Origin of the sequence: Pseudoalteromonas sp. S3431 (assembly GCF_000690035.1) — a bacterium.
Taxonomy (GTDB): domain Bacteria; phylum Pseudomonadota; class Gammaproteobacteria; order Enterobacterales; family Alteromonadaceae; genus Pseudoalteromonas; species Pseudoalteromonas fuliginea.
In genome coordinates this window covers 1-22,771 of record NZ_JJNY01000021.1, presented here as the reverse complement: position 1 = coordinate 22,771, position 22,771 = coordinate 1, and the positions used below count along the sequence as shown (strand labels likewise).

Sequence of the window (22,771 nt, the reverse complement as noted above, 5' to 3'; positions counted from 1 at the left end):
TTGTAACCTAGTGGGCTCGGTAACTGCTCCTGCGTTACCCTAATGGCTTACATCCATGTAAGAATAAGTAAAAACCGAGCAAAGCTTCCGCGTCCTGCTCACGCCCCTTACCTACATCCATGTAGGCAACAAAGAGTTGTTCGTCCCTAGAAAGAATCCAAAGGGCAGCGCATGTTTGGTATTTATGCGGCGTTATCGCCTATTCATGGGGAATAACCACACTACATAGGCTCTGCCTTGCCTAAAAACCAAACATACTACTGCAAATTCACCCACCAAAGCTCAACACGCCCTAATTACTATTTATAACCTATCGGCTTAAATAATCCACCTACCGAAATGGTTTCTTACAAATATTCATTTATTTATCATACTAAGTCTATACAATAAAAGCGGCTATTAAATAAGGTACACTCATAAGGTACAACCATGAAAAAACAGATCAGCTTATTAGCGCTTTTATGCACCGCCTCTGGTGCTTACGCAGAATCAGCACCTAAAAATGTAATTTATATGATTGGTGACGGCATGGGTCCGGCTTACACCACGGCTTATCGGTATTTTAAAGATGACCCCGCAACAAAAGAAGTAGAAGGCACGGTTTTTGACACTATTTTAAAGGGTATGGCACGTACCTACCCTGATGACCATACTTATGTAACCGACAGCGCAGCAGGTGCAACAGCACTGAGTAGCGGTCATAAAAGTTACAATGGCGCAATTGCAGTAGATACAGACAAAAAATCAGTTAAAACCATGCTTGAAATAGCAAAAGAGCGCGGTATGACAACAGCGCTTGTAGCAACATCACAAATAAATCATGCCACTCCAGCAAGCTTTGCTGCACATAATGAATCGCGTAATAACTACGACGATATCGCCAACGATTACATTGATAATAAAATTGTAGGTAAATTACCTGTCGATTTAATGCTCGGTGGTGGTACTCAATACTTTATTAGAGACGACCGTAACTTAGTTGATGAGTTTAAAGCTGCTGGTTATCAATACGGTGACGATATTAAAAACCTTGGCCAGATAACAAAAATACCAGCCATTGGCTTATACGCACCTAAAGGGCTGCCTTTCGCACTTGATGAAAATCCAACTCGCCTAACTCAACTCACATCTAAAGCGCTCAATTTGCTAGATGACCAAAACAAGAATGGTTTTTTTGTAATGATTGAAGGCAGCCAAATTGATTGGTGTGGTCACGCAAACGATATAGCCTGTGCAATGGCTGAGATGGATGATTTTGCTAAATCAATAGAACAAGCAAAAGCGTATGTTGATAAAAACAAAGACACTATATTAGTCATAACGGCCGATCATTCAACAGGCGGTTTAACCCTTGGCGCACATGGTCAATACAAATGGGAAACTGATGTAGTAAAAGGTGTTAAAGCAACTGCTGGTAAACTAACTCAACTTTTACTGGATTCTGATGATTTAAAGCCAGTATGGACTGCTAACACCAATATTGAATTTACAACTGAAAATCAAATAAAACTTGAGCAAGCTAAAAAAATGGGTGAAAAAGCGCTTAATTTAGCTGTTAAAAGCATTATTAGCGATGCAAGCTTTACTGGCTGGACAACCGGCGGACACACCGCTGTAGACGTGCAGGTATTTGCTTATGGTAAAGGCAGTGAACAATTTATTGGATCGCAAAACAATACCGATATTGCTGATAAACTAATCGGCTTTATTGAAAAATAAAAATTGTATTTCATTTTGAATGACAAAAAGCCCGAACACATGTTCGGGCTTTTTATTAAATCTTATAGCTATATTCAAGTAAAGCGCGGTAATGCACTTTAAGCGTATATATCAACGCCTATTAAATTTTGTACTTCTGCTCTGCGTTCTAAATTAGCAAATTCAGTATAAGTAGAAATCGCTTTGCTTACTTGAGCTGTCGGTTGGTCGTAAATTGTTTGCCTGTACTCATTGCTTTTAGCACTGCTTTTAAACAGCTGATTAGCCAGTTCAACACCCTCGACACTGCTTTTTACATAATCGGTATTCGTTTTTTTAGCAGCCGGTTGGTCTAATAAGTTCTGTGGTTTATTAGTAACAACTTTGGTAGAGCTAACCCTACCCGGAATATCTCCGGTAAAAAAACCTGAACCAATAGGCAGCGTCATTACGCGTCTCCAACCTTAATAATGCATAAAATTATGATTTAAAAACAACCAATTTGCAAATAATATGATTACTCACGTCCTGGTAGCTTTTTCCAAGTCACCGTATCGCGCACATATTTAGGTTGAGCGTCGCTCGCTTTTACAACATCACCCGCTAAAAAAGCGGCTTCAACATGCGCTAGCATATAACGTGCATCGGGTAATGTAATTTCACTATTAATTGTCACATTTTCAAAGTCATTAAGCGCATCAGAATAGGTTTTAAAACCCGTGCCCACCGCTACAGATGGCTCAGTGGTTGCTATATACTCATTGTTTAGTAAATCAGGTTTTATAACGCATTCTTGGTTAACTAAAAGCATTAAATTATTTTGCGCTTGGTAATGGGCAAAATATATTTCACCCATACGCGCATCTATACTTGGGTAAACACTAAGACTGCCGTTTTGTTCAAACGCTTGTTGCGCCATAATAGCCAATGTTGAAACACCTACTAGCGGTAAGTTAGTTGAGTACGCTAAACCCTGCGCTATTGCTACACTAATACGTACACCAGTGAAACTACCTGGCCCTTGGCCAAAACCGATTACATCTAAATCTTTTAATTTGCAGTTTGCTTTAGTTAACAGCTCATCCACGAGTGGAAGTATTTTTTGGCTGTGCTGCTGCGGACACTCTTCAAAATGATGAAATGTTTGGCCCTGAAAATGTAAAACAATTGAAAGCGCCTCAGTAGAAGCATCAAGGGCTAGAATGTTACTTTTTATCATTTTATTACTCTAATTAATTTGTTGTAAAAATTTATTGGCATCTTCTAAACTTCGTGTTCGGCGCATTGGCGGTAAGCTTTTTAAAAATACTTGGCCATATTGTCGTGTAACTAAGCGATTATCACATATGACAAGTACACCTTTATCTTTGCTATCGCGTATTAAACGCCCAACACCTTGTTTAAGTGCAATAACAGCTTGTGGCAATTGTATATGCGCAAAAGGGTCTTTCCCCTGCATTTGGCAATCTTGCATTTTAGCTTGTAATAATGGGTCATCGGGTGCTGCAAATGGCAATTTATCAATAATAACACAACTTAACGTACTGCCGCGTACATCAACACCTTCCCAAAAAGAAGCCGTGCCGAGTAATACCGCATTACCATGGCGGGTAAATTTCTCTAAAATAATACGCTTAGACATTTGCCCTTGCATATAAACTGGGTAGTCTATTTGTGTAGTTAGCCCTTCGGCTACCAAATGCATCATTCGATAGCTAGTAAATAATACAAAACAACGCCCTTGTGCTGATTTTATAAGCTCAAGCGTTAATTTTACAATTGCATGGGGCATATTATCAGCGTGTGATTCGGGTAAGTAGCGAGGTAAACACAGCAGCGCCTGATTAGGGTAATCAAATGGGCTATCTACCATCATGCTTTGTTTTGGTTTTAAACCTAGGCTTGCATTAAAATGCGCTAGTTTGTTGTCAACCGAAAGTGTTGCTGAAGTGAATACAAAACCTGCGCCCGTGTCTTGCATCATTTGAGCAAACTTAGCTGATACATTTAATGGCGTTATATTAATCGTTAAATAACGGCGCGTTGTTTCATACCAATAACTAAAGCCGGTTTGAGCCGTATCAAAAACCCGCTCTAATTGGCCTTTAAAAGCGAGTGCACGCTCAAAAGGGTGTTCTATTTTATCGCTTCTGTCTAGGCAAAGCTTAAGTACTTGGTAAACAAAGTCCAAATCGCTTATGACACGATGAAGTGCTGCGCATATTTGTTTATCACTGAGCTTTTCACGCCAATCGCCACGGCCGCCATCAACGCCAAACTGTAATCGTAAATCAGCAACGCTTGTCTCAAGCTTATTTAAGCTTTTACCGAGCTGCAGCATATCGGGAATTTCGGCTCTATAAATAGCACGTAAGTCATTAATTAAGTCCACCAGCTTTTTAGTGCTAACACTTTCACCAAAGTAATCGCTGGCAATTTCGCTTAACTGATGGGCTTCATCAAATATGTAAGCATCTGCTTTTGGCATAAGCTCGGCAAAGCCGCTTTCTTTTACGGCCATATCGGCAAAAAACAAATGATGGTTAATCACGACAACATCGGCATCGGCCGCAGTTAAACGTGCTTTGCGTATATAACAACTTTGAAAGTCTGGGCATTCTTTACCTAAACAATTATCGGCTGTTGAATTTACATAAGGCAGTACTTTGGCATCATCTTCTATACCAATACAATCAGCTAAATCGCCTGATTGCGTTTCGCTGGCAAATTTAGCAACCATGGCTAGTTGATGCATAACATCAGAGTCGTCCGTAGGTACATGTGCAACATGCTGATTAAGCCTGTATGTACATAGATAGTTTGCACGACCTTTTAATAGGGCCGTTTTTTTAGAGGCGCTGAGCGCTTTCACTAATTGAGGTAAATCGCGATGGTACAGCTGCTCTTGTAGGGCTTTAGAGCCTGTCGATATTATCGTTCGGCCTTTTGATTTAAGTGCTGGGGCTAAATATGCAAACGTTTTACCCGTACCAGTACCGGCTTCAACGACCAATTGCGAACTGTTTTTTAATGCATCAGCAACGGCGACAGCCATATCTATTTGAGGTTGGCGAGGAGTGTATCCATCTAAAGACAACGCCAAAGGTCCGGTTGCGCTAAACAGTTGTTTGATAATACCAATCACTTTACAATAAATAATAGCGGGATTTTACGTAAGCTAAACATCAAGGGCAAGTAATTAAGTAATCGGTTTGAGTATATAAATAAGGGAGCAGAGCTCCCATTAGTTATTATTGCGCATTTATAGTTAAGGTTATTCCACTAGCTGCGCTGTACCCCTTTAAGTCAATATACCACTTGCCCGCTTGCGGGCTGGTAATACTACACGTTTCAGCATTACCATTTTTATACGGTCTACATTGATATACAGATTCAGTTGATTGACTGGCAAAATTCACATATAAATCGGCATCGCCTGAGCCACCAGCCATAGTTATATTTAAAGAGGAATACCCTGCTTCTAAGTCTTGTGTAAACCGCCCCCAATCTCCCGTAGCAACACTAATATCAGTTTCTGTTCGATTAATGGGTTCAATCGCTGTTGTTTCACTATAACTGGCAATAAGAGAAACATTAGCAATAGCGTTCCATGCTTCTACCATAACGTAATAAATACCGTTTTGGGCACTCGCAATATCACAACTTTCATTGCTCGATGATGTTGTACTTTTACAATCAAAATTTTCTAATGTAGGCGCTGTATTAAATTTAACATATAGGTCTGCATCACCGCTGCCACCTGAGGTAGTAAAGTTTAAGTTACTTGCATTATTAGGTACCTGTAGCGTATAGATAAGCTGCGCTTTAGCATCACCTGCAAGGCCAGAAACTGCAACACCATTTTGTAACTCATTATTAGCTGGTGGCACTATATCACCAGCATTTTTTGCCATTTCAGCTAAATAACTCACAGCAAGTTTTGCAAATTTACTAGCGTGGTCAGCATCAAAATTAGCGTCATTCTGTGTATGAATTAGCGGATTAATATCAGCCATCCTAGATTCAAATGGCATTGATGCTGCAAAGCCTTGTTGATACCATGATGCATGATCAGAACACCCATACCCACATTGGTCAAAACCATAGGTAATGTTAGGTAAGTAGGTATCAATTAACTGACCTAAAAATTGGTTTTGAGCATTTGTAGTGTAATCAGTCATCATTACAATATCTTCGCTACTGCCATTGTTTCCAGTCATATCAAATTGCACCATGCCGATCACATTTTTTCCTTGTGATTTATAAGATGAAGCAATATCTTTTGAACCTCTTAAACCAACTTCCTCTGCAGCAAAAGCCATTATATGAATTGTTTTTTGCGGTTTATAATCATTTTCAACAATCGATCTTAACACTTCAGATAATACAGCAATCCCCGATGCATTATCATCAGCCCCTGGTGAGCGACCGTTGCTTGGATTTGATTGATTAATTGAGTCTAAATGCCCACCAATAATGACAATTTCATCAGCCTCTTCATCTCCTGCAATAGTAACAATGACCGACGACTGCGCCCAGCTATGAGTAAAGTAATCAACATTTATATCATTACGTGTAGCTGCTAACTGTTGCCAGTAATCTTTTAGCCATTGTGAGGCATCTACCCCAGTTTGAGCCGTGTAATAGCGATTATAAAAGCTACTCATCGAATTAACTGTGTTCGTCAAATTATTTGGACTAATACTATTTATTAATTGCTGAGTTGTTTGCGGATTGTCAATGCTATATGTAGCAGCTAACGCACTTAGATTTTGATTTTGAACGGCAGCTAACTGCTGAGTGTATTCATTAGCCTCGATTAACGAATCGTGAGCAACAAACCCTCCACAGCGATGATAATTATCATGCATAAACTCACTTAAATGAGCAATATTTGCAGGCCTTATTTTTAACAAATTCACTGTTTGTAATGTTGTATCTTGTATACTCAATAATTCATCATTTGGTTTAAACGAGTTTTGAACCTGTTTATAATGTTTGGCTGCAACGGGATCTATCGTTACCCAAACACTTTCAGTGTCTTGTGCGTATGAGGGTTGGGTAAGTAATAAAGTACTAGCACTGAATAGCATAATTTTTATCGCGTGTTTCATTAATTGATACCTTTTAAGTCGAGTATTGCCTTTGAGACGAGGGAGTTTTGAAAAATAAAAAAGGGAGCGAATGCTCCCTAGAAATTAACTTAATTGGCTGAAATACTTAATGTTATACCGCTTGCCGCGCTATAACCTTGTAAGTCTATATACCATGTACCTGCTTGAGGATTTTCTATCGTACACGTTTCAACGTTTCCATTTTTATATGGGCGGCACTCATAAGAGCTAGTACTAGATGCTGAACCAAAATTTACATATAAATCAGCATCACCAGAACCACCGGCCATTGAAATATCGAGTGAAGAATACCCTGCATCTAAATTTTGCGTAAAGCGTGTCCAACCACCTGAAGCAACACTCACATTGCTTTCTGTACGGTTAATTGGCGAAACACCTCCGCCAGTAGACCCGTCATAACTACCTGTTAATGAAACGCCTGAAATAGCATTCCATGCCTCTACCATAACGTAGTATGTACCCGCTTGAGCACTACCTATAGAGCAGCTTTCAGTACTTGTAGAAGTTGTACTGTTGCAATCATAAGTGCTAAGTGTGGGTTTGCTTCCAAATCGTACGTATAAATCTGCATCACCAGAGCCGCCATTAGTATTAAATACTAAATTGCTAGCACCCGCTGGTACATCAAGTGTAAAAAACAACTGCTCTTTAGCTGAGCCACTTATACCAGTACGAGTAACGCCATTAGATAACGCTTCATCTTCCGCTGGCGGAGTGGTTGTGCCACATGAACTACCCGAACTTAAATTAGAGTTTACGCCAACAGCACTTAGGGCTGCTTTAACAGCACTTGGATCGTAATTTAAATCACAAGCTGCATCCATAACGCCGTTACCAGCAAGATCCCAGTTAGTGCTTGCAGTCCAATATAATTGGTTTGCACGTGCCATCACTTTAAATGCCTTTTCAGTATCCCAACCAGATGTAGTTGCTAAGTTATAAAATGCTTTATTAAACACCCCAGAACTATAATGAACATCCATTCCTGAAGAGTAGCTTGATTGATTATCAATTGATCTACCATCTTGTGTTGGATTATTCATGTAACGAAGAGCACCGTTGCCTTTAAATATATCTTTACCAACTAACCAATCGTTTGTGCCTTTCATGTAAAATTCAGCCGCTTCACCAGCCATATCAGAGAATGCTTCGTTTAAACCACCTGACTTTCCACTGTAAACTAAACCTGAGTTTTGCTCAGTAAAGCCGTGGCTTACTTCATGAGCTGATACGTCTAGGCTAACAAGTGGATAAAACGTATTTTGGCCATCACCAAAGGTCATCGCACTGCCATCCCAAAATGCATTTTCATAGTTACTACTATAGTGAACTCGCATTTGCAGTTGGAATGAAAGCGGCGGCGTACCAATCCAATCGTTATACATATTAAAAATTACGTTACCAAAATAATGTGCATCATTAAGTGGCGAATAGGCACCATTAATTTCTTTAAAGGTGTTTTCAGGACATGTAAATGAATATGCACTTGAGCCACTAGTACCACCATTTAGGTTAATGGTTTTTACATTTGTGGTATTCATTGAACAGTTATTGCCTGTCTGACTTACATTTAAGCTATCAAAATCAGTGCCATAAATGTATTTCCCGGTTTTTAGATTACCACCTGGGCCTGTCGCATCAGCATGTTGAAGGTTATCAAAGCTAAAAAGTACATCTCCAGAATTTGCATCTATGATTTGATATGGACGTGATGGGTTACTTCCGTAAGTAACATAAGACACTTCATAAACCAAATGCGCTTCACCTTGCTCATCAACCCAAATGGCTAATTGTGATTTTTCATTATGTTTTTCTAAGCCAACAGACTTTATCGCTGCAGATGATTTTTGCAATCCCTTAGCTACTGCCAATTTTTGATTTAACTTTGGAGTAACTGTGTCAATATCGCTTGATATATCATATACAGCAGCACCATGAGCACGTTTAAGTTGCCCATTATTGTTAAACGTCAAGCTCACCGTATCTCCAATTACCGGTAATCCATTATATACTTGTTGATAACGACGAGTTGTATCACCGTTATTACTTTTTATTTCTTTTAATACAACCAGCTCATTTCCTGCCTCTAAACCTACTAACTGATCAGGGCTAACCATCAATACAGAAGACACACCATTTTGTGCTGAATTATTTATATTTGCTTGTTGATTTAAATATTTTTTATTTGCAGCTACTGCGCTTGTTGCTTGTACCAAAGTAAAGGCAGCAAGTGTTGCTATTGTGATTTTTGATAAATTCACGTTTACGCTCCATTTGTTTATTTGTTTGAATATACTTTTATTAATCGGTACATCTTGTTCCCGATTAAAGCAATCCTAGGCTACAAATCATACAATTGAAAATGAAACAAAAAATTTACAATTAAAGTATTAAAAAATAAATTAAAAGCCTTTAATTCAACATCTTAATAAAAACCCACTAAATATTAAAAACATTTAATTAACATAATGTAAACATTTATTTACTTTTGGTAACATATTGAAATAAAAATAATACAATTAAGTGTATAAATTTAATAAAGTGATTTTTACAATACAAACACTATTAAATTTAACAAAAGGCCTAAAAAACAAACCTATTTTTAAAGGCGCGGCTGAAGCTTTAACATCTTTAATTTGTTATTTACCAAAACTATTTTTATTAAAAATAAAAATACAAATTGTCTAACAAACACTGTGACATAGCTATATCTCGGGAGTAACATAGGCATGTTTAGATCCCGCTTAACCATATGTTTTTCTCGTTAATTAAGGTTATTAAATGAATGCTTGGTACCTCATTTGTTTTCTCTCTGCACTTGCAATTTTTATTGCATTTGCAAATCAGTACATCCTCAAAATGCAAACTACTATTGCAATAACTACAGGCTCGGTTGTTATTTCTTTACTTTTGATTGTTGCAGTAAAATTATTAGGCGATCAAAACGCACTTGAAATGACAAAAATCGTCTCGAGTATTAACTTTAACGAATTACTCCTCAAAGGTATGTTAGGTTTCTTGCTTTATGCAGGTGCACTGGAAATAAACCTGTTAGCACTTAGAAAACAACGCTGGGAAATAACGGTGTTGGTACTGTTTTCCACTCTTGTTTCTACTTTTATTGTTGGCTACTTAAGCTTTTACTTATTTGCTTTTCTTGGCTGGCCAGTGCCTTTTATTTATTGTTTATTATTTGGTGCGCTTATTAGCCCAACCGACCCTATTGCTGTACTTGCTATTATTAAACAAATGCGAGCGCCAGAAGGAATCTCAATTCAAGTAGAAGGTGAGTCGCTATTTAACGACGGTATTGGTTTAGTAATATTTACGACCATTTTTTCGGTTGCTTTTTATGGCACCGATGCACAATTTGGCGATATAGCAGAACTCTTTTTTGTAGACGCCCTAGGCGGTATTGCGTTTGGTTTGGTTATCGCTTTGGTTGGCCACTTTTTAATTATTAACAGCCGCGATGTAAATATTCGTTTATTGATAACCTTAACTATTCCTACTGCAGGTTTTGCTGCTGCAAATATTTGGGAAATATCAGGCGCACTTGCCATGGTAACGAGCGGCATATTAATGGGTAACATTACTCGTACTAAAGCAACCGAGCGCACGGGGCCTGAAGACACTCGTTATGTAAAAGATTTTTGGCATGCAACCGATAGCTTTTTAAATGCCCTACTGTTTTTAATAATAGGTATGCTAATTGTGACTATGCCTATTACAATCGGGGAAATTGGCTTAGGCTTACTAATGGTACCGGCTGTATTACTAGCGCGTTTTATAAGTGTTGGAGCACCGTTTATTATCTTTAAACGCTTTAGAACTTACGACAAGCACAGTGTTAAAATATTAACTTGGGGTGGTTTACGTGGCGGACTTGCACTTGCAATGGCGGCAGCAATCCCTCGCGAGCAAGTTTTTGTAGACGGCTCTGACTTACACAACCTTATTGTTATTGTTACTTACGTTGTGGTTATATTTTCTATTATTGTACAAGGTTTAACTATCTCGCCGCTTATTCAAAGCAGCATTAAGTCAGCTAAGCAAGCAAAGTAATAAATGCTTTGTGAGCAATCAAATCAGTAACCAAGTTATTATATAAATCACTTGGTTACTGTTACTTTCGTGTTACAAAAACACTTTAAAGTTCTATAAATTGTTATCCTTTTTATTTATCTGCTTTGTTTAAATTAATCCGCTTGAAATACAAATGAAAACAATTATAATTTTGGCTTTTCCTCTGTAGGGCTTTTCAATGTCCAAAAATAATTCTCACGTGTTTTTTAATTTTGTATCTCTGGGCAAACATCAATTTCATTGTTTTTTTGTGCTTTTTATAATGGCTATGGCAAGCTTTAATGTGTCGGCCTCACCTAATGAGCAAACAAAAATAAAACAAATTGCACAGCTTGCAGAGTATGTAGGTGTTGACTACGTGGCAGCTGTTGGGAATGGTGAAATACTTGATCCTGACGAATATCAAGAAATGACTGAATTTTCGCACGTTATTATTGAGCAAGCTGGACAGCTATCAAGCCAAACCAATGAGTTTGATACAGTAAAAGCACAAGCTAAAGCACTTCATACAGCGATTGCTAATAAAGCGAGTGTTGTAGATGTACGTGCAGCAAGCTCAGCGCTTCGTGAGTCGCTACTTACCTTTATGCCGCAACTATCGTTACCTACATCACTACTTCCTGTTGAGCAAACCAAAGCGCTTTTTGCTGCTAACTGTTCAATGTGTCATGGCCCAAGTGGTCAAGGCGACGGCCCGCTTGCAAAAAACTTATCGCCAGAGCCTACCAACTTTACCGATGAAGAACGCGCAACTAACCGCTCATTAATGGGTTTATTTGACGCTGTAAGTAACGGTATTAACGACACGCCAATGGTTGCTTTTACTCAATTTAATGAACAACAACGTTGGTCTTTAGCTTTTTATGTAGGTAGCTTGGCATTTAAAGATGTTCAAAAACCACAAAATCTAGAGCAAAACATTACCGCTTCGCAGATTGTAAACTTAAACCCTGCACAATTATCGGCAGGTCAAAGTGAAGCACAAGCTCATTACGTTAAATGGCTTCGTGGTAATCCAGAGCAACTATTTACCGGTAAAAAGAATCCGATAACGGTTACTCGCACGCAGTTACTTGCAGCACAAGCCGCGCATGCTAAAGGCAATTACTCACAAGCAAGTGATTTAGCAATTAGCGCTTACCTAGATGGCTTTGAGCTTGTTGAAAACAACTTAAATGCCTACGACGAAACACTGCGTAAAAACATCGAAGTACAACTGATGAACCTGCGCCAAACATTTAAAAACGAGAAAGATGCAGCCATCGTTGACGAAAAAGTAAGTGCAGCGCTAGCTCAACTCGCTAAAGCAGATAGCATGCTAAACGAAACCAAACTAACTGATGGTGCACTCCTCTCAGCGAGTTTAGTTATATTACTACGCGAAGGCCTAGAAGCACTCCTCGTTATTATTGCCCTTATGACCGTACTTATTAAAACTAAACGCCAAGACGCACTTAAATATGTACATGTTGGTTGGGTAACCGCACTTATTGCTGGTGGCTTAACGTGGGCTGCGGCGCAAACATTAATAGAAATAAGTGGTGCAAGTCGCGAAGTTATGGAAGGTGCTGGTGCATTGTTTGCCGCTGTAATTTTACTTTATGTTGGCGTATGGATGCACAGTAAAACCAGTGCGCAGCAATGGCAAAAATACATCAAAGACAATATAGATAAGCGCCTTGAGTCGGGTACATTATGGGGTTTAGCAGGGCTTTCGTTTATAGCCGTATACCGTGAAGTATTCGAAACTGTATTGTTCTATCAGTCTTTATTAACGCAAAGCTCGCCTGCTCAATATTCATCTATTGCTTCGGGTTTTGCGATAGCTGTAGCAATACTGGCTATTATTACGTGGGTATTAATTAAGTACTCAATTAAATTACCGGTTGCTAAGTTTTTTGCAATTACCACTTACCTATTATTTGCACTCTCGTTTGTGCTTATGGGCAAAGCTGTTATTGCATTACAAGAGGCCGATATAATAGGTATTGCGCCGCTACCAATGAGCTTTGATATTGCATGGCTTGGTATAAAGTCAACATGGCAAGGTATTGTGGCTCAAGTATGTGTGTTCGCTATATTTAGCTTTTATATATTTAAAAGCAAAAACCAAGAGTAATGCCAATCTGCTTAAAAGTTTAAGCTAATTGGCATAAGCAAAATACATAGTAAAAAGGCCCGCAAGGGCCTTTTTGAGTTAATTGCTTATGTATTTAGTAAAGTTGGTATTATCAAGCCCATGTATCTAAATGGGGGTTTTCGTCACCATCTAGGTTAGACTTTTTTTTATTATTTTGATCATCAAGCATATTGAGCTTTTTCTTTTTTTGTAACTCACGCCTTTTTTTATTCTCTAATTCAACTTTTTCAGCGGCAGCCCCACTTTGCACACCCGCAATATGAAAAGCACTTTTTGACTCAACTTCTAGCCTAGTTATTCTTCCTAAATAAGGGATCATAATATCCATAAGTACTTCCTTATTTTTTCATTTTATTCATTAACCACTTGGTTTGAGTGATAAACAACCAATTGTTGGCGAAAATTGCGCTTATTATCTTAATATTATCGACAGTTATAACATATGCTTTAATTAAGCTAAAAAAAACTTGCCATAATATAGCTGTTTATGTTTTTATGAATGCGAAATTTATTTAAACAGATAACAACTGCACGTTAACAAAACAACGGGCAGTTACATAGGATAAAAAATGCGCTTAAACCTGACAACAGTACATCATCACCACCATTCACCGGAATAACCTGTCAGGTCTTTCGCTGAGAGGTTATTCCTAAAAGGAACCTCTGGCGATTCAAATAACATTGATTCATTTTCGCCCTGAGGTTCCCCTCGGGGTTTTTAGTTTTTAAATTAAAGGAAAATGAATAATGAACAACAGTAATCGTCTACGTATCGCCATCCAAAAAGGCGGCCGCCTATCTAAAGATTGTCAAGATCTGCTTAAACAGTTAGGTGTTAAACTTAACCTTCGTGAACAACGCTTAATTGCACACTCAACTAATATGCCAATTGACGTACTACGTGTGCGCGATGACGATATTCCGGGTTTAGTAATGGACGGTGTATGTGACTTAGGCATAGTTGGCGAAAACGTACTTGTAGAAGTTCAAGCAGAACGTGAACGACAAGGTGTTCCAAGTGAAGTAACCAAACTTTCAAAACTAGACTTTGGTTACTGTCGTCTTGCACTTGCATGGCCACAAGAGCTTGGCGCTCGCGATAAGAGCTGGTTTGAAGGCAAACGTATTGCGACTACCTACCCAGAAATCTTAACTCAGTGGTTAAAGCGCGAAGGCATTAACGCAAGTACAGTAATGCTTACAGGTTCTGTTGAAGTAGCGCCGCGTGCAGGTTTATCTGATGCAATTTGTGATTTAGTATCTACTGGCGCAACACTTGAAGCTAACGGCTTAATTCAAGGCGAAACAATTTTAGAATCAAACGCGTGTTTAATTCAAAATAAAGATCTTCAAGATGCTGACAAACTAGCACTAATCAATAAGCTTATGCCGCGCCTACGTGGTGTTAGACAAGCTAAAGAAAGCAAATACATCATGCTACACGCACCAAAAAACAAACTTGATGAAATTTGTGAAATTTTACCTGGTTCTGGTCAACCTACTCTACTTGCCCTTGCTGGTAACGATGAATACGTAGCACTTCACATGGTAAGCAGCGAAACATTATTTTGGGAAACAATGGAGCAGTTAAAAGCCTTAGGCGCTAACTCTATTTTAGTTATGCCAATTGAAAAAATGATGGAGTAAGTGCCATGCTTCGTTGGAATGAGGAATCTTCACAAGTACAAGCAGCGGCGCTAATGCGCCCTGCAGTTTCTGCCAGTGCCAAGGTTGAAGCTATATGCAAAACTATTTTAGCTAACGTAAAAGAGCAAGGCGATGAAGCCTTACTTAGCATGGCTAAAGAGTTTGATAATAGATCTAACCCTCGCTTATGTGTTCCGCTTGATGAAATTAACGCATCTGAGCAAGCACTAAGTGCAGAGCTTAAATACGCAATTGATACCGCTTATGCAAACGTTAAACGTTTTCACGAAGCGCAATTGCCAAAAGATATTAAATTATCGACCCAACCAGGCGTTGTATGTGAACTGAAATATCAAGCCATCGAAGCAGTCGGTATCTATGTACCCGGTGGCAGTGCTCCACTGCCATCGTCGGTTATTATGCAGGGTGTATTAGCGCAGTTAAGCGGCGCAAAAACAGTTGTACTTGCTACACCAGTACAAGGTGATAAAGCGATTAACCCTGCTATTTTATATGCAGCTAAGTTATGTGGCATTACTACATTAATAGAAAGTGGTGGCGCAGGCGCAATTGCAGCAATGGCGTATGGCACCGAATCGGTTCCTAAAGTGAACAAAATATTTGGCCCAGGTAATAGCTTTGTAACAATGGCTAAACAGCTCGTTGCGCAAACTATTCCAGGTATGGCAATTGATATGCCAGCAGGTCCGTCTGAAGTATTAGTTATTGCAGATGAACGTGCAAACCCAGAATTTATAGCCGCCGATTTACTCTCACAAGCAGAGCACGGTGCAGACTCGCAAGTTATTTTATTATGTAACAGCGAAAGTATAATAGAACAAACTCAGCAGGCACTTACACGCCAGTTGGCTAATTTGAGTCGCAAAGAAACAGCCGAGCAAGCGCTCGCTAATTCTTCGCTTATTTTGGTTGATTCAATTGAGCAAGCATTTGATGTATCGGCGCAATACGGGCCAGAGCACTTAATTTTACAACTAGGCGATGCAACACCATACCTAGATAAAGTTAAAAACGCAGGCTCAGTATTTGTAGGTGACTACACGCCAGAATCAGCGGGCGATTACGCATCGGGTACTAACCACGTGTTACCAACCTATGGTTACAGTGCAACATACTCGAGCTTAAACTTGCTTGATTTTTTTCGTACATACACAGTGCAAACAATTACTAAAAGTGGTTTAACCCAGCTTTCAAAAGCTATTTTACCACTTGCAGATGCAGAAGGCCTTGATGCCCACGCTAATGCGGTTTCAATTCGTTTAGAGGCAATTAAAAATGAGCAATGAGAGCGCACAAGCGTCTAGCTTATTACCTAAAAATATTGCAGCCCTTGCTGCATACAGCTCTGCAAAAAGTGAAAAGCTAACCGGTACTACGTGGCTAAATGCTAACGAAAGCCCGTATGCTAGAAATCTTGAACTGAGTATTGAGGATTTAAATCGCTACCCCGATCCACAACCGCAACTGGTTATTGACAGATACGCCGCTTATACAGAGCTTGAAAGCGAAAATATATTAATGACGCGCGGCGCAGATGAAGGCATTGAGCTTTTAGTGCGCACATACTGTGAACCAGCTAAAGATAGTATTGCGCTATTTTTACCAACCTACGGTATGTACAAAGTTACCGCCGATACACACAACGTTGGCATTAATGCGCTTACCCAAGAGTTATTATTAAGTGGCAGTGCTGACGAAATAGTCGCAGCTGTTGGCAGCTCAAAACTAGTATTTATTTGTAACCCAAATAATCCAACGGGCAGCTTAACGCCACTTGATAAAGTAAAAGCGATAGCAACAGCACTTATGGGTAAAGCACTGGTTATTGTTGATGAAGCCTATATAGAGTTTTGCCCAGAGCAAAGCGCGACTAAGCTTATTAACGAGTTTAGTAATGTAGTGGTTTTGCGTACGCTTTCTAAAGCCTTTGCGCTAGCGGGCCTTAGAACCGGCTTTACCCTTGCACAAGCAGCAACTCTTGCGCCAATTCGTAAAGTCATTGCGCCGTATCCGGTATCGGGCGTAGTAGCAAGTATTGCAGCGCAAGCAATTGCACCTGATGCAATTACATCAATGCGCCGCCAAGTTACTATTTTAAATAGCTTAAAAGCTAAATTAGTAGATTGGCTAAACGCCTCCCCTGCTGCATTAAAAATTCTCACTGGTGAAGGTAACTTTGTTACTTTAAAATTAGCCGATAAAAACTATTTTAAAATTGCACTTGAGCAAGGTTTGGTTATGCGCGCTTTTACGCTATACGGTGAAGACGACTGGCTACGAATTTCAATTGGCAGTGAACAAGAACTTGAACAAGTAAAAATTTGGTTAGATGGCTTACAAACGCCAGCTTCCACAGCATCTTTAGCAGGAAACGAAGTATCATGAGTAACCCCTATTTATTTATCGACCGCGACGGCACTATCATTGAAGAGCCAATTACCGACAAACAGGTAGATAGCCTTGAAAAGCTAGCATTTTTACCTGGCGTTATCCCTGCGTTATTACAATTACAAGCTGCAGGTTACCGTTTAGTTATGGTATCTAACCAAGATGGTTTGGGCACAGATAGCTTCCCGACTGCTGACTTTGATATTGCACAAGACAAAATGATGGACATAATGCAAAGCCAAGGCATTAACTTTGATGAAGTATTAATTTGCCCTCACTTTAACGAGCAAAACTGCGATTGCCGTAAACCTAAAACAGGCTTACTTACCGAGCTTATGCGCTCAGGCAAAGTAGACTTAGCGCGCTCTTTTGTTATTGGCGACCGTGAAACTGATATTGGCCTTGCTCAAAACTTATGTTGTGAAGGTATTTTATACGACGGTGATTGGAGTGCGATAGTAACTAAATTGACCACTGCAAACCGCGAAGGTCGTGTTACACGCAATACCAAAGAAACCCAAATTGATGTGGCAATAAACCTAGATCAAACTAAAAATGGCAGCATAGACACCGGCCTTGGCTTTTTTGATCACATGCTTGATCAAATTCGCACGCACGCAAACATTGGTTTAAACATTAAAGCCAAAGGCGATTTACACATAGACGAGCACCACCTTGTTGAAGACATTGGTATTGCCTTAGGTGTAGCACTTAAACAAGCCCTAGGTACTAAATCGCAAATTGCACGCTATGGTTTTGCGCTTCCTATGGACGAGTGTAAAGCTGAAGCACAAATTGATTTATCGGGTCGTGCATCATTTGTATTAAACGCTAACTTTAGCCGCGAAAAAGCAGGCGACTTAGACGTGCAAATGGTTGAGCACTTTTTCAAAAGCTTAAGTGATAACGCCGCCATTAGCCTTATTTTATCGGTAAGCGACGGTAACTGTCATCACCAAGTAGAAGGCTTATTTAAAGCGTTTTCACGTGCTCTTCGTATGGCAGTAGCACAAGACACGACCCAACAAACAGCCAGCTCTAAGGGATGTTTATGATTGCCATAATTAATACCGGTTGTGCCAATATAAATTCAGTACGTTTTGCGTTTGAACGTTTAGGCCAAACGCCAACAGTAATTACTTCACCAGAGCAATTAGCGGGTTTTGAGCGCGCTATATTGCCAGGTGTAGGTCACGCGTCGGTTGCTATGAAACGCCTAGTAGATAACGGCTGGCAACAAGCAATAAATGAATACCAGCGCCCGCTTATGGGGATTTGCTTAGGTATGCAGTTACTGTGCGAAAGCACCGAAGAAGGTAACGTACAGTGCCTAGGTAAAATACCAGGGCAAGTAAAAGCGCTTGATGTAGGCAATTTAACGTCGCCGCATATGGGTTGGAATAACTTAAGCGTTAACAAAGAGCATGCATTAACTAAAGGGCTAACGCTTGATGAGCAAGTGTATTTTGTTCACAGCTTTGCGCACACCGTAAACGACGCCACACTAGTGAGCGGCGAGTACGGTCAAACCTTTTCAGCCATTGTTGCTAAAGACAATTATGCAGGCATGCAATTTCACCCAGAGCGCAGCGCAAAAGTTGGCGCACGTTTATTACAAAATTTTGTTGATTGGCAGTTATAAGCTGCCCATTAACTAACAAAAAAGAGATTATTTGTGATTATTCCAGCATTAGACGTATTACAAAATCAAATTGTGCGCTTGTACCAAGGTAAATACGACACAGCACAGTTTTACCCTTTCGAACTTGGCGCGCGTTTAAAAGAATACGCCGACAGTGGCGCAGGTAAACTACACCTTGTTGATTTAGAAGGTGCACGCGATCCAAGTAAAAAACAGTGGAAACATATTCAAGCTGCAACCAAAGCACTTAACGTACCGTACCAAGTGGGCGGCGGTATTCGCTCGGAGCAAGATGTAAGTGATTGGCTAAAAGCCGGTGCAAACCAAGTTGTTATTGGTTCAATGGCAGTAGAAAAACGCGAACAAGTAAAAGCCTGGATTGAGCAATTTGGCGCAGAGCATTTTGTAATTGCTCTTGATGTAAATAAAACAGCCACGGGCTGGGCACCAGCAACGCACGGTTGGTTAAGTGAATCTGAATTTGGTTTACTTGAGCTGGTAGATTTTTATGTGAGCTTAGGTGTTATTGATTTTTTATGTACGGACATCAGTAAAGACGGCACCATGACGGGCCCATCATTTGAGCTTTACGAAGATTTAACTCGCCATAACAGCACAATTAAGGTGCAAGCCTCAGGGGGCGTAAGCTCACTAGATGACATTAAAAAGCTTAAAGAGCTGGGTGTGGGCGGCGTTATTTTAGGTAAATCATTGCTTGATGGCGCATTTAGCGTTGAGGAGGCACTGGCATGTTATCAAAACGCATAATCCCGTGTTTAGACGTTAAAGACGGCCAAGTAGTTAAAGGTGTTAAGTTTAAAGGTCATGAAGTTGTTGGCGACATTTTAACAATGGCTAAAGCCTATAGCGAAGCTGGCGCCGATGAACTGGTTTTTTACGAAATCAGTGCAAGCGTTGAAAAACGCCTACTTGATGTAAACTGGGTAGAGAGCATTGCTCGTAATATCGATATTCCATTTTGTGTAGCCGGCGGTATTAAATCAGTGGCTGATGCAGCGCGTGTTTTAGAACGCGGTGCTGATAAAATAAGCATTAACAGCCCTGCTATTGCGCGTCCTGAACTTATTAAAGAATTACACGATGAGTTTGGTAAGCAATGTGTTGTAGTCGGCATTGACAGCTTTTTTGATGAAATTACCGGCGAGTATTTAGTGTATCAATTAACCGGCGATCCTAATGCATCAAGCCGTACGCGCTATAAAACACAAGAATGGGTTAAACGCGTACAAGACCTAGGCGCAGGCGAAATTGTATTAAACTGTATGAACCAAGATGGCGTTCGTAACGGTTACGACAACGAGCAACTCAGTAAAATTCGCGAGCTATGTCACATTCCTTTAATCGCCTCAGGCGGTGCGGGCTCTATGCAAGATTTTGTTGATGTATTTAAACAAAGCAAAGTAGATGGTGCATTAGCCGCCAGCGTTTTTCATAAAAATGTGATTAACATTGGCGAACTAAAACAATTTTTAACAGATAACCAAGTGGCAGCAAGATTATGCAAGTAACACAACAAAATCAAGATCAAGTCGATTTCGCTAAAAGTGAAATGATCCCTGCTATTATTCAAGATGCACGCTCGGGTGTTATTTTAATGCAAGGCTTTATGAACAGTGAAGCACTCGCTGTTACGCTTGATACCAATAAGGTAACGTTTTACTCGCGTTCAAAATCGCGTTTATGGACTAAAGGCGAGTCATCAGAAAACTACTTAAACGTAGTATCAGTTCATACCGATTGTGACTACGATTCAATTTTAGTACTTGCCAATCCAGAAGGCCCAACGTGTCACTTAGGCACACAAAGCTGTTTTGGTGATGAAGCAAAACCAAGTTTAAGCTTTTTAGCACAATTAGAAGATGTGATTGTTGAGCGTAAAAATGACGACCCATCAAAAAGCTACACTGCCTCATTATTTGCAAAAGACTTAAGCCGTAGTTGTCAAAAAGTAGGTGAAGAAGGCGTAGAAGTTGCCCTTGCCGCTATGAAACACGATAACGATGAGCTAACAAACGAATCTGCTGATTTAATTTATCACCTGACAGTATTACTACAACGCCAAGGCTTAGCCCTTGAAGATGTAGTTAAATGCTTGCAAGGTCGCCATAAATAGCATTAGTTGTGACTAACAAAGAGGCTCATATTTATATGGGCCTTTTTATTTTTACAGTAAATCACGTGTGATATAGTGCGTGGCTAAATTAATCGGTTACTGTGAACTATGAAAAACTATATTATTCCTTCTATTGTCGCATTTATTTTAGCTGGCTGTACAAGCAAAACTGATCAGACTACAACTACAACAACCACTACTACAACGAATCAGTCTGTAAAAACCACAGTAACACCCGGTGAATGCAGCACCATAAATAACCTATTAAATGGTTATGAGTCTGGTTTTAATTCAATCAAAACAGATAAAGTAAATAACCAGTTTACTAATCAATGGCGTACTAATACTCATATGATTGGAGCAAACTGTACGGTTACTTTAAATAAGTCAGGGCAAGCAAGCTACCAATGCCAAACACCTGTTAAAACACAAACGCAAACAATAAAGTCACATCAAAAACTGGCTAAGCAATTACGCCAATGCTTAACCAAAGCAGGCTGGTTTGAAAGCCAAAAAGAAACAGCAAGTTCAATTTACAGCACCTTTGTACTTGATACTAAAACCCCTGTCATTACACTTGCTACTAATCAAGAAGGTAATGGGTTTTCTTCTCGCTTTGAAATTGCACCACCATTAGGACTTTAACAATGCGCCAATTAAATCAAAACAAAAAACCGTCTAAATTTAAAACTGATTGCCTAGGAATATGCGAAAGGCGCAGCGGTTACTGCACCGGTTGTGGGCGTACTAACGAAGAAATATTTGATTGGATAATATTATCTGAAGATGAAAAAAAAGCGATTTTAGAAACACCACGAGTTGATATAAAAAAGCTCTAAACCTAATGTCAGCTACATTTAGATACCAGTAAAGAAATTAACTAGAGGAATTAACTGTAAGCAATGTTCCACAATGATAATAGCTGGTGGTTAGAGACTTCCCGCTACCCGATTATATTTTTATGCCACTGCAATCCGCTTTTGGCACTTTTACAAAGCTCGGCTTGGAGCGATAACCGGTCATTGAAAAAATTAAATTAATTCCCGATTTTTTGAGTAGGAGTCTAGTTTTTTCCAACAACATTATTAATCACCGCTTTGATGAAAAATAACAAGCTTAATTCCTAGCTATTTTAATTACTTGTTTACAAAGGTAATTATTGGTGAAATTATCAGGTTATTTAATATACGTCGTTCTGGTGTGTTATAAACTACCAAAATGGTGTTAGCAATGCGGGTCTGAGATTTATATTCAAAAAATAATATGAAAAATTTAATTGTAATTAGAGAAGCAGAACAGAGTGATCATACATTTATTTTTGAGTTGTCACCTAACTTAGCTGAAGTTGCAAAGCTAGAATGGCACACAGATGATGTTGTCAGAAAAATGCAAGACGATTATATTTCTGAAATGCTTGCTGAAGCATCGCAACCTCACGCCACTTTTATGCTGAAATCAATAATGTTAAATTGGGGTTTATTCATGTACGCACACATAAAGATGAAATTTCCAGTGAAATTCGCGGTACTATACCGTTACTTGCTGTCTCACCAAAATCACAAGGTTTAGGTGTAGGAAAAGCTTTAATTCAATACGCAGAAAATTGGGTTAAGGAACTAGGTTGCAGATTATTGCATCTAGAGGTTTTTGCAAATAATAAAAAAGCAAAAGGCTTCTATGAAAATTTAGGGTTTAAATCTGAAACAATACACATGATAAAACCAATTTAGATAATTTGTATACAGTAAGTTGATCAAACGGACATTGTTTCCACCCGCTTTAGTGGGCGTTGGTATGACTCCCACTGTCAAGTTAAACGCACTGATCCCTGCCTAACTTTTTTAAGCCATAATTACTTTAGCTCGAATTAGAGCGAGTTA

Annotated in this window: 21 protein-coding genes; 15 read left to right on the top strand and 6 right to left on the bottom strand. The window is 39.4% G+C overall.

Features of this window, described 5'->3' with window-relative positions; genetic code table 11:
- The first annotated feature begins 429 nt into the window (after nt 1–429).
- Nucleotides 430–1,719, top strand: coding sequence for an alkaline phosphatase (locus DO88_RS13330; RefSeq protein ID WP_033038398.1), 1,290 nt, complete (start codon nt 430–432; stop codon nt 1,717–1,719).
- A gap of 98 nt (nt 1,720–1,817) precedes the next feature.
- Here the strand turns inward: DO88_RS13330 and DO88_RS13335 are convergent, their stop codons facing one another.
- From DO88_RS13335 to DO88_RS13355, 5 genes are all read right to left on the bottom strand, one after another.
- Complete coding sequence (locus DO88_RS13335) at nt 1,818–2,147, bottom strand: hypothetical protein (protein ID WP_007376286.1); 330 nt, start codon at nt 2,145–2,147, stop codon at nt 1,818–1,820.
- 68 nt (nt 2,148–2,215) lie between these two features.
- The gene (gene tsaB / locus DO88_RS13340) at nt 2,216–2,917 is read right to left on the bottom strand and encodes a tRNA (adenosine(37)-N6)-threonylcarbamoyltransferase complex dimerization subunit type 1 TsaB (protein WP_007376287.1); all 702 of its coding nucleotides are present in this window, start codon (nt 2,915–2,917) and stop codon (nt 2,216–2,218) included.
- A gap of 9 nt (nt 2,918–2,926) precedes the next feature.
- Nucleotides 2,927–4,843: an ATP-dependent DNA helicase gene (locus DO88_RS13345; protein WP_007376288.1), complete on the bottom strand. Its 1,917-nt coding sequence runs from the start codon at nt 4,841–4,843 to the stop codon at nt 2,927–2,929.
- 106 nt (nt 4,844–4,949) lie between these two features.
- A complete protein-coding gene (locus DO88_RS13350) occupies nt 4,950–6,812 on the bottom strand; it encodes a M28 family metallopeptidase (protein ID WP_007376289.1) in 1,863 nt (620 codons plus the stop codon).
- A gap of 89 nt (nt 6,813–6,901) precedes the next feature.
- Nucleotides 6,902–9,094 carry a M4 family metallopeptidase gene (locus DO88_RS13355; protein ID WP_008138583.1) on the bottom strand — a complete coding sequence of 731 codons (2,193 nt, stop codon included), beginning with the start codon at nt 9,092–9,094 and terminating at the stop codon, nt 6,902–6,904.
- Nucleotides 9,095–9,614: 520 nt separating this feature from the next.
- Here DO88_RS13355 and DO88_RS13360 point away from each other — a divergent pair.
- Nucleotides 9,615–10,898 carry a cation:proton antiporter gene (locus DO88_RS13360; protein WP_033038397.1) on the top strand — a complete coding sequence of 428 codons (1,284 nt, stop codon included), beginning with the start codon at nt 9,615–9,617 and terminating at the stop codon, nt 10,896–10,898.
- A 283-nt stretch (nt 10,899–11,181) separates the two neighbouring features.
- The gene (locus DO88_RS13365) at nt 11,182–13,038 is read left to right on the top strand and encodes a cytochrome c/FTR1 family iron permease (RefSeq protein WP_084166013.1); all 1,857 of its coding nucleotides are present in this window, start codon (nt 11,182–11,184) and stop codon (nt 13,036–13,038) included.
- 112 nt (nt 13,039–13,150) lie between these two features.
- Here DO88_RS13365 and DO88_RS13370 read toward each other — a convergent pair whose 3' ends face one another.
- A complete protein-coding gene (locus tag DO88_RS13370; protein WP_007580641.1) occupies nt 13,151–13,387 on the bottom strand; it encodes a hypothetical protein in 237 nt (78 codons plus the stop codon).
- A gap of 419 nt (nt 13,388–13,806) precedes the next feature.
- On the opposite strand from DO88_RS13370, the gene hisG reads away from it, so the two are divergent.
- The 12 genes from hisG (at nt 13,807) to DO88_RS19065 (ending at nt 22,621) form a co-directional block, all read left to right on the top strand.
- Nucleotides 13,807–14,706 carry an ATP phosphoribosyltransferase gene (gene hisG / locus DO88_RS13375; protein ID WP_007580644.1) on the top strand — a complete coding sequence of 300 codons (900 nt, stop codon included), beginning with the start codon at nt 13,807–13,809 and terminating at the stop codon, nt 14,704–14,706.
- Nucleotides 14,707–14,711: 5 nt separating this feature from the next.
- Nucleotides 14,712–16,013 carry a histidinol dehydrogenase gene (gene hisD, locus DO88_RS13380; RefSeq protein ID WP_007580646.1) on the top strand — a complete coding sequence of 434 codons (1,302 nt, stop codon included), beginning with the start codon at nt 14,712–14,714 and terminating at the stop codon, nt 16,011–16,013.
- Nucleotides 16,003–17,112, top strand: a complete 1,110-nt coding sequence (gene hisC, locus DO88_RS13385; protein ID WP_033038395.1) for a histidinol-phosphate transaminase — start codon at nt 16,003–16,005, stop codon at nt 17,110–17,112. Before hisD ends, hisC begins: the two co-directional genes overlap by 11 nt.
- On the top strand, nt 17,109–18,170 hold the full coding sequence (hisB, locus tag DO88_RS13390; RefSeq protein ID WP_033038394.1) for a bifunctional histidinol-phosphatase/imidazoleglycerol-phosphate dehydratase HisB: 1,062 nt from the start codon (nt 17,109–17,111) through the stop codon (nt 18,168–18,170). The genes hisC and hisB overlap by 4 nt, the downstream gene beginning before the upstream one ends.
- Nucleotides 18,167–18,757 carry an imidazole glycerol phosphate synthase subunit HisH gene (gene hisH / locus DO88_RS13395; protein ID WP_002960265.1) on the top strand — a complete coding sequence of 197 codons (591 nt, stop codon included), beginning with the start codon at nt 18,167–18,169 and terminating at the stop codon, nt 18,755–18,757. Before hisB ends, hisH begins: the two co-directional genes overlap by 4 nt.
- 33 nt (nt 18,758–18,790) lie before the next feature.
- Nucleotides 18,791–19,525 carry a 1-(5-phosphoribosyl)-5-[(5-phosphoribosylamino)methylideneamino] imidazole-4-carboxamide isomerase gene (locus tag DO88_RS13400; RefSeq protein WP_002960267.1) on the top strand — a complete coding sequence of 245 codons (735 nt, stop codon included), beginning with the start codon at nt 18,791–18,793 and terminating at the stop codon, nt 19,523–19,525.
- On the top strand, nt 19,507–20,286 hold the full coding sequence (gene hisF / locus DO88_RS13405; RefSeq protein ID WP_033038393.1) for an imidazole glycerol phosphate synthase subunit HisF: 780 nt from the start codon (nt 19,507–19,509) through the stop codon (nt 20,284–20,286). Before DO88_RS13400 ends, hisF begins: the two co-directional genes overlap by 19 nt.
- Nucleotides 20,277–20,891, top strand: coding sequence for a bifunctional phosphoribosyl-AMP cyclohydrolase/phosphoribosyl-ATP diphosphatase HisIE (gene hisIE, locus DO88_RS13410; RefSeq protein WP_033038392.1), 615 nt, complete (start codon nt 20,277–20,279; stop codon nt 20,889–20,891). The genes hisF and hisIE overlap by 10 nt, the downstream gene beginning before the upstream one ends.
- 108 nt (nt 20,892–20,999) lie before the next feature.
- Nucleotides 21,000–21,536 carry a hypothetical protein gene (locus DO88_RS13415; protein WP_033038391.1) on the top strand — a complete coding sequence of 179 codons (537 nt, stop codon included), beginning with the start codon at nt 21,000–21,002 and terminating at the stop codon, nt 21,534–21,536.
- 2 nt (nt 21,537–21,538) lie between these two features.
- Nucleotides 21,539–21,730, top strand: a complete 192-nt coding sequence (locus DO88_RS13420; protein WP_008138600.1) for a DUF1289 domain-containing protein — start codon at nt 21,539–21,541, stop codon at nt 21,728–21,730.
- Nucleotides 21,731–22,154: 424 nt separating this feature from the next.
- The gene (locus tag DO88_RS18675) at nt 22,155–22,460 is read left to right on the top strand and encodes a hypothetical protein (protein ID WP_033038390.1); all 306 of its coding nucleotides are present in this window, start codon (nt 22,155–22,157) and stop codon (nt 22,458–22,460) included.
- A complete protein-coding gene (locus DO88_RS19065; protein WP_232224787.1) occupies nt 22,361–22,621 on the top strand; it encodes a GNAT family N-acetyltransferase in 261 nt (86 codons plus the stop codon). Before DO88_RS18675 ends, DO88_RS19065 begins: the two co-directional genes overlap by 100 nt.
- Nucleotides 22,622–22,771 lie beyond the last annotated feature (150 nt).